The following is a 12051-nucleotide window of genomic DNA, read 5'->3' as shown; positions in this document are numbered from 1 at the left end:
TTCGTTACTGTTTTAGTTATCTATATTTAAATCTATTTCTATTGTTCTCTGCCGGGGCATGTATTCGTCGGTGACATCTATTATCTGATGGTCGGCACAACGATATACCCTGCCGGGATATTCTTTCAGCAATTGCAGGTTGTGCGTTGTCATCACTACGGACGAACCAGAATCGCAGATATTGCGCAACAGCTCAACAATGGCTTTTCCTGTTTCTACGTCCAGGTTTCCGGTCGGTTCATCCGCGAGGATGATAGCCGGGGAATTGAGCACGGCACGTGCAATCACGATGCGTTGCTGTTCGCCGCCGGAAAGCTCGTTAGGCAGTTTGTAGCCTTTGTTGGACATTCCGACCAAATCGAGCACTTCTTCAATGCGTTCCTTTATCTCTTGTTTGTTTTTCCAGCCGGTAGCACGGAGTACAAATTCGAGGTTGTTGTAAACTGTGCGGTCTGTCAGCAACTGGAAATCCTGAAATACGATGCCTAATTTCCGACGTAGCTGCGGGATATGCTTGCGTTTGATGGAACGCATGTTATAACCCAGCACTTCGGCTTCGCCGTCGATTACGTCCAGTTCGCCATAAAAGGTTTTGAGCAGGCTCGTTTTGCCGGAACCTACTTTTCCTATCAGATAGACGAACTCGCCTTTGTGCAGTCCAAGATTGACATCATTCAGCACACAGAGTTCCTGTTGATGGATTTCTACGTTCTTATATTGAATTAATGTCTCTTCCATGTACTGCTATGTCTTTCCTGCAATTCGCGTGCAAGGTCTTCGATGCGATAGCCTTTTGAAGTGAGTAATACAATCATGTGATAAATAAGGTCGGCTCCTTCGTAAATCAAGCGGTCGTCTGTTCCGTTGGTTGCTTCGATGACTGTCTCTACGGCCTCTTCACCTACTTTCTGCGCCATCTTATTGACACCGGACTTAAAGAGACTGGTCGTGTAGGAGCCTTCGGGCATTTCTTCATGGCGTTTGTCGATGAAGTCCTGCAATGCTTTCAGGAACATGACTGGTTCTTCGTTCTTCTCGCCCCAGCAAGTGTCCGTACCTGTGTGACAAACCGGGCCTACCGGATTCACCTGTATCAATAATGTATCATTGTCACAATCGGCTTTGATAGAAACTACGTGAAGGAAGTTACCGCTTTCTTCTCCTTTTGTCCAAAGACGGTTCTTTGTACGGCTGAAGAAAGTAACTTTTCCGGTTTCTACCGTTTTATCATAAGCTTCTTTATTCATGAAGCCCAGCATCAGGACTTTACGTGTTTCGTTGTCCTGTATGATAGCCGGAACAAGTCCGTTCATTTTATCGAAATCCAATTCCATCTTATTTAATATCTTAATTTACTAAATTTTTGCAACGCAGTAATTACCTAACAGTAATTCCTTCGCCGCAAAGATACAACTTTAATTCGGGAATTTTAATTTCTCCGAAGTGAAAAACGCTGGCAGCCAGTGCCGCATCTGCTTTTCCTTGCAAAAAGACATCACGAAAGTGCTCTTTGCAACCTGCACCGCCCGAAGCTATTACAGGAATAGAGAGTTGCCCCGCTAACGCTGCAAGTGCCTCATTTGCATATCCGGTCTTTACTCCGTCATGATTCATGCTCGTGAAAAGGATTTCACCGGCCCCACGTTCCTGGGCTTCTTTTGTCCATTCAAACAGGTCTTTATCGGTTTCGATACGTCCACCGTTCAGATAGCATTTCCAGCCTTTTTCCGTTTGCTTGGCATCTACCGCCAGCACGCAGACCTGTGAACCGAAATTCTTGGCAATCTCGTCAATCAGTTGCGGATTGCGGATTGCAGAAGAGTTGATAGAAATCTTATCAGCTCCGGCATTGAGCAGACGGTCTACATCGCTTAGTTCGTTGATTCCGCCACCTACGGTAAACGGGATATTGATATTGGCAGCAATCCGTTTCACCAAGTCCGTGAAGGTCTTACGCCCTTCATGGCTGGCAGTAATGTCAAGGAAAACAAGTTCATCGGCTCCTTGTTCACTATAAGCCCGCCCCAACTCTACCGGGTCACCGGCTTGGCGCAAATTAACGAAATTCGTTCCTTTCACGGTTTGTCCGTCTTTGATGTCCAGACAAGGTACTATTCTTTTTGCTAACACAATCCTATTTTTATTTACTGTTTGACAATTAAAATCAGATTATCAAATGTCTCAATCCAAAAAGATTCTCAAGTCCTGCAGAGTGAGACGTCCTTCATACAATGCCTTGCCGAAAATTACTCCGGGCACTCCGGCTTCGTTCAAGGCAATAATGTCATCGACATTACTTACTCCGCCACTAGCCATCAGATAGAGGTCGGGAAATTTCTCCAGCATTTCCTTGTACAGGTCAATGGAAGGACCTTTCAGCATCCCGTCGCAGCTGATGTCTGTGCAGATTACTTTTCGGACACCTTTATTTATATAGTCCTCGAGGAACGGGAAAAGTTCACAGGCGCTTTCGTCCTTCCAACCGTTTACGGCTATCTTATGTTCTTTTACGTCCGCTCCCAATATAATTTTCTCACTTCCGTACACGTCAAGCCAATGACAGAACAGTTCGGGGTCTTTCACAGCAATACTGCCGCCCGTCACCATTTGCGCACCGCTTTCGAAAGCAATTTTCAAGTCTTCATCACTCTTTACTCCACCACCAAAATCTATTACCAAAGAAGTACGGGTAGCGATTTGCTCCAATACCCGATGATTGATTACATGGTGAGAAGCAGCTCCGTCCAAGTCAACCACATGAAGTCTGCGAACACCGTTAGCTTCAAATTCTTTGGCAACTTCCACCGGATTTTCGTTATATACTTTCTTACTGTCGTAATCTCCCTGGGAAAGACGTACACACTTTCCGTCAATAATATCAATGGCTGGAATAATTTCTATCATCTATTATTTATTTGCTAAAAGTTTATTATAAACGATGAACGAGTTTATTATAAACTATGGTGGAGTTTATTATAAACAGCGACATAGTTTACTATAGATTCAAAAAGTTCATCAGAATCTTCTCTCCCGTCTTGCCGCTTTTCTCCGGATGAAACTGGGTGGCATAAAAGTTATCTTTATGCAAGGCGGCACTAAACGGATGAATATAATCAGTCGTAGCGGCAGTAAAGTCGCAAGTCGGCACATAAAAGCTATGTACGAAGTAGACAAATTCTTCGTCGGTAAATCCTTCAAAGAGTTTGCTGTTCGTTTTCCCGATTGTGTTCCACCCCATGTGCGGCACTTTATCCTCGTGCTTCTGCGGAACAAAACGTTTCACGTCCACATCAAAGATATTCAAACAGTCCACTCCTCCTTCTTCAGAATAGCGGCACATTAACTGCATGCCGAGACAAATTCCGAATACAGGCTGGTGCAGATTCTTTATCAGTTCGTCCAATCCTGTCGCCTTCAAGTGGTTCATGGTAGTTTCCGCCTCTCCTACTCCAGGAAAAATGACCTTATCAGCCGACTGAAGTTCTTCCTTATCGGCAGTAATCACCGCTTCCACGCCCAACCGCTTCAAAGCATAATCCACAGAACGGATATTGCCGGCATTGTATTTTACGACTGCTACTTTCATCAGCTAAATATTACTGTTTTATTTTTATAAGCCAAAACTTTACGTTCAATATGCTTCTGTACGGCACGCGAGAGGACAATCTTCTCCAAATCCTTTCCTTTATTTACAAGGTCTTCGATAGAGTCCTTATGAGTGATACGCACTACATCCTGTTCGATAATCGGACCCGCGTCCAGTTCCGTCGTTACATAATGGCTGGTTGCACCGATAATCTTCACACCTCTTTGGAAAGCGGCATGATAAGGCTTCGCACCTACGAAAGCAGGAAGGAAAGAGTGATGAATATTGATTATCTTATTCGGATAAGCGTTTATCATCTGCTCGGAAATCACTTGCATATAGCGTGCCAATACGATAAATGTAATCTTATGCTTGGCAAGCAGTTCCATTTCCTTACGTTCCTGTTCTTCTTTCGTCTCCTTCGTGATAGGGAACAGATAGAAAGGAATGCCGAAACGTTCGGCTACATGCTGCAAATCGGGGTGATTGCTTATAATAAGAGGTATCTCTACATTCCACTCACCTGCCGTATAGCGCGCCAGCATATCAAAAAGACAGTGCGACAGCTTAGAAACAAAAATAGCCATACGCGGTTTCACATCCGAGAAATAAAGACGGAAATCCATTTCATATTTTTGAGCGTAAAGTGTTCTGAAATAATCTTCAATCTTTTCCTGAGGAACTAAAAAGTCTTTCAATTCCCATTCAATACGCATGAAGAATATGTTTTCTACATGGTCTACGTATTGGTCCAAATAGATAATATTTCCTTTGTTTACCGTAATAAAGTCTGTTACTTCCGCAAGGATTCCCGGTTTGTCGGGACAGTGCAATAACAGTTTGGCTGTTGTCATCATTCTTTTTACTAATTTACGATTCCAGGCAGAATTATTTTCCACCTTTCTAATTTTAGTCCGCAAAAATAACGATTTATTGCAAAATTACGAATTATTCAAGCAGAAAGTTGATATAAAAACGGGGATTTCTTACAGATAGAAAGAAATCGGGAGCTATTTTCTATGAATAGAATGACAAACTTTAGGATAGTGACGCTATCGCCTTCGGATAGTGACGCCATCACAATAGGATAGCGTCACTATCCGAAGAGAAGAAAAAACAATATTTTTTTTCATTACAAAAGTACTCAAAATGAGACACTAAGCATTTTTCTCGTTTTTTCTTGAAAAAAACTTTTCCTAAAACGCTTGCAGATTTACAAAAAACAACTACCTTTGCACCCGCAATCGAGAGAGATGCAGATTAACAAAATGAAATTCTGGTGCGTTAGTTCAGTTGGTTAGAATACATGCCTGTCACGCATGGGGTCACGGGTTCGAGTCCCGTACGCACCGCTTCTTTAATAGAGAGACGGAAAGAAATAAAATGAGTTAGTCTAAATAAAATTTGGTGCGTTAGTTCAGTTGGTTAGAATACATGCCTGTCACGCATGGGGTCACGGGTTCGAGTCCCGTACGCACCGCAATAAACATTGAAAATCAATAGTTTACAAGATTCACACCCAGTTTTACACCCTGCAATGTAAAATTGGGTGTTTTTAGTTTATTTAAGTTCTCCTGCTTCTATTCTATAGCTTATTCAGGCTATGTATTGGTGTTTTTTGATTTTCCTTAATCACTCTACCTACTTGTTTTCTCGTTCCAAATAGCCTTAGAATTGCTTTTGGCTACCTTTCTTTAAAAACAGAAAAGATTGAAGATAAATGAAAATAAAACATAAGGCTCAGTTTGAAAATTTGGGGGATTTGATTCTGGGCAATCACATCCTTAAAAAAAGATTTATTCCGGTATGGATTTGAATTAAATACTACATAGTGAAAAAATATCTATCATAAGTATCATGTCTTTTGATAATTATCTTATTATCAAAAGAATAAGTATGACAGATGGCTTTTAAAAAAGGTATCTATCATACTTTTACAAGCAAAAATAGGTTATCTATCATCAACAAAATAGCCGAATAAAGGTCCTATATAGATAAGATAGCTTGTTTTTGTTGCAATGAACCTGTATAAATCCGATGATCATGGCTTAATAATCCAACTTTAGCGGTAAGCATTCGGCCTCGTGCGTGTTTGTTTCCCTTCTTTTCCTTCCTACCTTTGTGTCTTCATTACAATCTTAATCCATATATGTGTTCTGTATTAGTATTTTCTAGCGAAAGTGATAAACTACGTAGTCTTTTGTCCGAGTCTAACCATTTTGATTCGGTTCTTTTCATATTTGATGGTGGTCGTCGTTATAAAGTTTCGGCTTCCAGCCTTGGTATCCATTCCCCTCAGGACCTACTTCTCCCTTTAGGCCTTGGTCTTTTCCGTAGCAGTCCTTTCTGGGCCTATTACCTTTATCCCCAAGGTTGTAATTTCCATAAAGGCATTGACGGTCTTTGTGGCGAGGTCATCCGGCACACGGGCTCTTGCGTGTCAGAGCAGAGTTGCCATGTTTTTCTTGACCGCTCCCGTAGCAGGTTGCATATCCTTTATCGGTGCGACGACGAATACCGTTTGGAATACCGTCGTCTGAATCGCGGCTCTTTTTTCTTGAAAAAGGACGAACGGAAGAGGGATTTTCTTCAAATTTCCTGGAATCGCCTGAATGAGCTGCTTACTGTTAAAAAGTATCGGAAAACAGTTGAAAAGTAATCTCCCGTCCTACAAGCCGTTCTGCTTTATTTTCATAACTTTGTCACATAATAAAAAAGTGGATATACAGTGAAAGAACCGGTCATTACCCTTACTTTGGAAGAGTACGAAGAGCTGCGCAAGGAACGTGAACGCCTTGAAAAGGAACATGCAGAACTTCAGAGAAAATACGAATCCTCTTTGCGGGAGTATTCCCGCCAGGTCGAAGAAATCTCAGCCTGTACAGCCGTCATTGCCGACCTGAGATGGAAATTGGCTGACTTGACACGCCGTTTATGGGGTAAATCCAGTGAAAAACGCCATCTTCCCGAAGATGCTGGCCAGTTGAGCATCTGTTTTGAGTCTCCGTCCGATGTCAATGACCCGGTAGCGGAAGAACAGAAAACAGCTGAGAAATCTGCCAAATCGGAGAATGGCTACAACCGTTTCCGTAAGAGCTTCACCAAAAAGATTACCCCCCACGCCCGTAAGCCCATCGCCCCGTCCCTTCCCCGTGAAGAGATTATCATTCCCATGCCGGAGGGCCTTTCGTTGGAGGGAGCGGCGAAGCTGGGAGAGGAAGTGAGCGAACAATATGCCGTCAGTCCCGCCCGATTCTATGTGAGACGCATCATCCGCCCTAAATACCGGCTCGCCGACGGTCGTATCATAACTGCTCCCATGCCCGTAATGGCACATCCCCACAGCAATGCGTCGGAAAGTGTACTGTCACACATTGCTACCGCCAAATATTACGACCACCTGCCTCTGTACAGACAACTGGACATCTTTGAGCGTGAAGGCATCCATCTGAGTCCTTCCACTGTAAGTAACTGGATGATGGCTGCCGCACAGCGTCTGGAGCCAATCTATAATGAACTTCGTGAACTGGTCAAGGACAGCTATTACGTCATGGCCGATGAGACGCCCCATCCCGTACTTGAAAGCGACCGGCCCGGTGCTCTTCACCGCGGGTATATGTGGAACTTCTATCTGCCCCGGTTCCATACCCCATTCTTTGAATATCACAAGGGACGTGGCAGCAGCGGAATAGACACGCTGCTGGCAGGACAGGTTCGGGTGGTACAGAGTGACGGCTTTGCAGTATATGACGAGTTCGACACACTACCCGGAAAGTTGCACCTGTGCTGCTGGGCACACGTCAGGCGCAAGTTTGTGGAAGCGGAAGGAAATGACCCTCCCAGAGCAAGGCATGCACTTGAACAAATAGGCAGACTGTATGCTGTGGAGGAGAAAATCAGGATAGGACATCTGGAAGGCGGGGCTGTAGTAAGGCTTCGCCGGGAAGAATCGTACCCTATTATCAAAGGACTGGAAAAATGGTGCAGGCAGGAGTATGAACATACGGTTGAGAAATCGCCTATTGCAAAGGCCATATTCTATATGTACACACGTTTTGAACAACTGTCTGGATATGTCAACGATGCACAGTTCTGCATTGACAATAATCCGGTGGAGCGCTCTATAAGGCCATTGACTTTGAACAGAAAAAACACTCTTTTCTCCGGTTCACATGAAGCGGCACATGCAGCGGCAATATTCTTTTCACTGATGGGATGTTGCAGAGAAAATAAGGTGAACCCAAAACTATGGATGCAGGACGTGTTGATTAGGGTACAGGAGAATGAAAGAGAAAAGAAAAACGACTACGCTGATTTACTGCCATTTAATTGGAAAGGATAAACAAGAAAGATAGATAAAGTCAAAAGCCAGACAAAGCATGTCTGGCTTTTGACTTTATTATAGCTTGGAGAGAAATACGGGCGAGGCCGAATGCTTACCTTTAGCGGCGATAAGTTTATAGCCCACATATGTAGGCTATACAGCCTACATACGTAAACCGTACAGCCTACAGATGCGGGCTGTATAGCCTGCACACGTAGGCTATAGAAACATCACCGCTCCCGTAAGCATTCGGCCTCGCCCGTATTTCTCTCCAAGCTATAATAAAGTCAAAAGCCAGACATGCTTTGTCTGGCTTTTGACTTTATCTATCTTTCTTGTTTATCCTTTCCAATTAAATGGCAGTAAATCAGCGTAGTCGTTTTTCTTTTCTCTTTCATTCTCCTGTACCCTAATCAACACGTCCTGCATCCATAGTTTTGGGTTCACCTTATTTTCTCTGCAACATCCCATCAGTGAAAAGAATATTGCCGCTGCATGTGCCGCTTCATGTGAACCGGAGAAAAGAGTGTTTTTTCTGTTCAAAGTCAATGGCCTTATAGAGCGCTCCACCGGATTATTGTCAATGCAGAACTGTGCATCGTTGACATATCCAGACAGTTGTTCAAAACGTGTGTACATATAGAATATGGCCTTTGCAATAGGCGATTTCTCAACCGTATGTTCATACTCCTGCCTGCACCATTTTTCCAGTCCTTTGATAATAGGGTACGATTCTTCCCGGCGAAGCCTTACTACAGCCCCGCCTTCCAGATGTCCTATCCTGATTTTCTCCTCCACAGCATACAGTCTGCCTATTTGTTCAAGTGCATGCCTTGCTCTGGGAGGGTCATTTCCTTCCGCTTCCACAAACTTGCGCCTGACGTGTGCCCAGCAGCACAGGTGCAACTTTCCGGGTAGTGTGTCGAACTCGTCATATACTGCAAAGCCGTCACTCTGTACCACCCGAACCTGTCCTGCCAGCAGCGTGTCTATTCCGCTGCTGCCACGTCCCTTGTGATATTCAAAGAATGGGGTATGGAACCGGGGCAGATAGAAGTTCCACATATACCCGCGGTGAAGAGCACCGGGCCGGTCGCTTTCAAGTACGGGATGGGGCGTCTCATCGGCCATGACGTAATAGCTGTCCTTGACCAGTTCACGAAGTTCATTATAGATTGGCTCCAGACGCTGTGCGGCAGCCATCATCCAGTTACTTACAGTGGAAGGACTCAGATGGATGCCTTCACGCTCAAAGATGTCCAGTTGTCTGTACAGAGGCAGGTGGTCGTAATATTTGGCGGTAGCAATGTGTGACAGTACACTTTCCGACGCATTGCTGTGGGGATGTGCCATTACGGGCATGGGAGCAGTTATGATACGACCGTCGGCGAGCCGGTATTTAGGGCGGATGATGCGTCTCACATAGAATCGGGCGGGACTGACGGCATATTGTTCGCTCACTTCCTCTCCCAGCTTCGCCGCTCCCTCCAACGAAAGGCCCTCCGGCATGGGAATGATAATCTCTTCACGGGGAAGGGACGGGGCGATGGGCTTACGGGCGTGGGGGGTAATCTTTTTGGTGAAGCTCTTACGGAAACGGTTGTAGCCATTCTCCGATTTGGCAGATTTCTCAGCTGTTTTCTGTTCTTCCGCTACCGGGTCATTGACATCGGACGGAGACTCAAAACAGATGCTCAACTGGCCAGCATCTTCGGGAAGATGGCGTTTTTCACTGGATTTACCCCATAAACGGCGTGTCAAGTCAGCCAATTTCCATCTCAGGTCGGCAATGACGGCTGTACAGGCTGAGATTTCTTCGACCTGGCGGGAATACTCCCGCAAAGAGGATTCGTATTTTCTCTGAAGTTCTGCATGTTCCTTTTCAAGGCGTTCACGTTCCTTGCGCAGCTCTTCGTACTCTTCCAAAGTAAGGGTAATGACCGGTTCTTTCACTGTATATCCACTTTTTTATTATGTGACAAAGTTATGAAAATAAAGCAGAACGGCTTGTAGGACGGGAGATTACTTTTCAACTGTTTTCCGATACTTTTTAACAGTAAGCAGCTCATTCAGGCGATTCCAGGAAATTTGAAGAAAATCCCTCTTCCGTTCGTCCTTTTTCAAGAAAAAAGAGCCGCGATTCAGACGACGGTATTCCAAACGGTATTCGTCGTCGCACCGATAAAGGATATGCAACCTGCTACGGGAGCGGTCAAGAAAAACATGGCAACTCTGCTCTGACACGCAAGAGCCCGTGTGCCGGATGACCTCGCCACAAAGACCGTCAATGCCTTTATGGAAATTACAACCTTGGGGATAAAGGTAATAGGCCCAGAAAGGACTGCTACGGAAAAGACCAAGGCCTAAAGGGAGAAGTAGGTCCTGAGGGGAATGGATACCAAGGCTGGAAGCCGAAACTTTATAACGACGACCACCATCAAATATGAAAAGAACCGAATCAAAATGGTTAGACTCGGACAAAAGACTACGTAGTTTATCACTTTCGCTAGAAAATACTAATACAGAACACATATATGGATTAAGATTGTAATGAAGACACAAAGGTAGGAAGGAAAAGAAGGGAAACAAACACGCACGAGGCCGAATGCTTACCCGCTCCCAATAGCTTATTAAGCTGCCAAATACAGGTTGTCGTCCTATAAAACGTGCATTCTTATGCTTTTAATTTCTTCATCAAATACAACAAGCTGCATGGGAACATCCCTCCATATTCCTTTTTCATCCTCATAAGTGTAACTGTAATATCCTCCAAAGCTAATATCAGTACCACTATTGTTGTGCAATACGAAAGTGACTTGTTTCTGTTTTGTGGAATAAACTGGGAATTCCGGGTGTAAAGAAAGTCCCAGCGTATCATTTATTCCAACCATATCGTTTATAGGAGCTTGTGGAGCCTCTTCTTGTTTGAACTTATTCGCACAGCTAATAACAAATGAGCAAAATGTCAATATACATAACAAAATATTCATTTTCATACGATACATCTTTATTGGGCAACATTTATTAAACATTTAATCAGTTGGCAAAGTAAATCTTACTGGAAATGTAAATTTTACTTTTACGGGAATTCCATGTTGGCTTCCCGGTTTCCATTTAGGCATTATTGAAACTATGCGTAATGCTTCTTCACAAAAAGCATTGTCAATACTTAAAACCGGATTAATGCTACGCAGAATTTTGGGTTGTATGACACTGCCGTCTTTATCTATGACAACTTGTACAATAACTCTGCCCTCTAATTTGCTCTGTAGCGCCGATTGGGGGTATTTAATATTCTGTCGTATGAATTCCATCAATTTAGGTAAACCGCCACCGGGAAATTCAGGCATATTTTGCACCACTTCAAATACACCACCTTCATCGTCTTCAGTTATGTTCCCTATGGCTGGGGCATATCCGGAACCTATAGGAATGGGCTTCTTTCTTCGGGAAACCTGCTTGGATGTGTATGCCTCAAACCAACGGCATATTTCGTAACGTTCTCCTTGTTCATTATGGACTTTGATTTTCAATAGATAATCTCCGGTAGGGCAGTTCTTAGGAAAGTCAATTTTTATTTCTCTATTCTTTCCTTTTTCAATCACCCAAGCAATAGACGCCTTGTCGATAGAGTTGTCTTGAAGAATTTTATGTAATTTTCCTTGTCTGTCTTCACGGTAAAATACCGCTTCGTCGTAAATCAATTCAAAATTAGAACTACCAATAGGAACGTAAACTTTTCCTTTGGAGATACTTGTACCATTTATGAAAATGTCTTCGGTTTTTTCACGGCACATCTGATTGATGTGTTTATTAAAATAGATTTTAGTTATTCCTTCATTTTCATCTATTAGAAATCCCCAATGTATATTAGAAGTTGTTTTTTGGGGAAAAGATGAAACTGATACATTCACTCCAATAATGAAGCAGTAGATAATTTTTTGCAATATTGTTTTCATCTCAGACTATTATTTATCAGTGAAACAATGTATTTACAAAAATAATAAAAGTGCAATTCATTAACAATCAGAATTGCACTTTTATTTTCTACCAAAGAATTATATCCTCAGCAGGCTCTTATTCTTTTATTGTCATAATTCCAGTATTTGAAATTACGGTGCAGAGATAAATCAAACGTTAT

The 12051-nt window shown here is 43.3% G+C and carries 12 protein-coding genes and 2 tRNA genes; 4 read left to right on the top strand and 10 right to left on the bottom strand.

What is annotated here, in order from left to right; genetic code table 11:
* Positions 1-12: 12 nt before the first annotated feature.
* From CLIN57ABFB40_RS03990 to purU, 6 genes are all read right to left on the bottom strand, one after another.
* Complete coding sequence (locus CLIN57ABFB40_RS03990) at positions 13-738, bottom strand: cell division ATP-binding protein FtsE (protein ID WP_175628982.1); 726 nt, start codon at positions 736-738, stop codon at positions 13-15.
* On the bottom strand, positions 723-1334 hold the full coding sequence (gene hisIE, locus CLIN57ABFB40_RS03985) for a bifunctional phosphoribosyl-AMP cyclohydrolase/phosphoribosyl-ATP diphosphatase HisIE (RefSeq protein WP_175628981.1): 612 nt from the start codon (positions 1332-1334) through the stop codon (positions 723-725). The genes CLIN57ABFB40_RS03990 and hisIE overlap by 16 nt, the downstream gene beginning before the upstream one ends.
* A gap of 43 nt (positions 1335-1377) precedes the next feature.
* Positions 1378-2130 carry an imidazole glycerol phosphate synthase subunit HisF gene (gene hisF, locus CLIN57ABFB40_RS03980; protein WP_175628980.1) on the bottom strand — a complete coding sequence of 251 codons (753 nt, stop codon included), beginning with the start codon at positions 2128-2130 and terminating at the stop codon, positions 1378-1380.
* Positions 2131-2181: 51 nt separating this feature from the next.
* A complete protein-coding gene (gene hisA, locus CLIN57ABFB40_RS03975) occupies positions 2182-2904 on the bottom strand; it encodes a 1-(5-phosphoribosyl)-5-[(5-phosphoribosylamino)methylideneamino]imidazole-4-carboxamide isomerase (RefSeq protein ID WP_175628979.1) in 723 nt (240 codons plus the stop codon).
* A gap of 91 nt (positions 2905-2995) precedes the next feature.
* Complete coding sequence (gene hisH / locus CLIN57ABFB40_RS03970) at positions 2996-3586, bottom strand: imidazole glycerol phosphate synthase subunit HisH (RefSeq protein WP_175628978.1); 591 nt, start codon at positions 3584-3586, stop codon at positions 2996-2998.
* Positions 3586-4443 (bottom strand): formyltetrahydrofolate deformylase, encoded by an 858-nt coding sequence (gene purU, locus CLIN57ABFB40_RS03965; RefSeq protein WP_024987160.1) that lies wholly within the window; start codon positions 4441-4443, stop codon positions 3586-3588. Before purU ends, hisH begins: the two co-directional genes overlap by 1 nt.
* A 421-nt stretch (positions 4444-4864) precedes the next feature.
* Between purU and CLIN57ABFB40_RS03960 the strand changes: the two genes are divergently transcribed.
* The 4 genes from CLIN57ABFB40_RS03960 (at position 4865) to tnpC (CLIN57ABFB40_RS03945) (ending at position 7928) form a co-directional block, all read left to right on the top strand.
* Positions 4865-4938: transfer RNA gene (locus tag CLIN57ABFB40_RS03960), tRNA-Asp, on the top strand.
* A 54-nt stretch (positions 4939-4992) separates the two neighbouring features.
* Positions 4993-5066, top strand: a tRNA-Asp gene (locus CLIN57ABFB40_RS03955).
* Between the two features lie 669 nt (positions 5067-5735).
* Entirely contained in the window at positions 5736-6245 is a 510-nt protein-coding gene (tnpB, locus tag CLIN57ABFB40_RS03950; RefSeq protein WP_175628388.1) for an IS66 family insertion sequence element accessory protein TnpB, read from the top strand.
* 69 nt (positions 6246-6314) lie between these two features.
* Positions 6315-7928, top strand: coding sequence for an IS66 family transposase (gene tnpC / locus CLIN57ABFB40_RS03945; protein WP_175628387.1), 1614 nt, complete (start codon positions 6315-6317; stop codon positions 7926-7928).
* 321 nt (positions 7929-8249) lie between these two features.
* Here the strand turns inward: tnpC (CLIN57ABFB40_RS03945) and tnpC (CLIN57ABFB40_RS03940) are convergent, their stop codons facing one another.
* The 4 genes from tnpC (CLIN57ABFB40_RS03940) to CLIN57ABFB40_RS20195 all read right to left on the bottom strand — a co-directional run bounded on the left by tnpC (CLIN57ABFB40_RS03940) (position 8250) and on the right by CLIN57ABFB40_RS20195 (position 11869).
* Positions 8250-9863 carry an IS66 family transposase gene (gene tnpC, locus CLIN57ABFB40_RS03940; protein ID WP_175628387.1) on the bottom strand — a complete coding sequence of 538 codons (1614 nt, stop codon included), beginning with the start codon at positions 9861-9863 and terminating at the stop codon, positions 8250-8252.
* A gap of 69 nt (positions 9864-9932) precedes the next feature.
* Positions 9933-10442 (bottom strand): IS66 family insertion sequence element accessory protein TnpB, encoded by a 510-nt coding sequence (tnpB, locus tag CLIN57ABFB40_RS03935; RefSeq protein WP_175628388.1) that lies wholly within the window; start codon positions 10440-10442, stop codon positions 9933-9935.
* Between the two features lie 125 nt (positions 10443-10567).
* Positions 10568-10906 carry an immunoglobulin-like domain-containing protein gene (locus CLIN57ABFB40_RS03930; protein WP_254871696.1) on the bottom strand — a complete coding sequence of 113 codons (339 nt, stop codon included), beginning with the start codon at positions 10904-10906 and terminating at the stop codon, positions 10568-10570.
* A gap of 36 nt (positions 10907-10942) precedes the next feature.
* On the bottom strand, positions 10943-11869 hold the full coding sequence (locus CLIN57ABFB40_RS20195) for an energy transducer TonB (protein ID WP_254871695.1): 927 nt from the start codon (positions 11867-11869) through the stop codon (positions 10943-10945).
* Between the last annotated feature and the right edge of the window lie 182 nt (positions 11870-12051).

This window comes from Bacteroides acidifaciens (assembly GCF_903181435.1).
In the GTDB taxonomy this organism is placed as follows: Bacteria; Bacteroidota; Bacteroidia; order Bacteroidales; family Bacteroidaceae; genus Bacteroides.
Note: the sequence above shows the minus strand (reverse complement) of the source record. Positions and strands in the feature narration are given on the sequence as shown.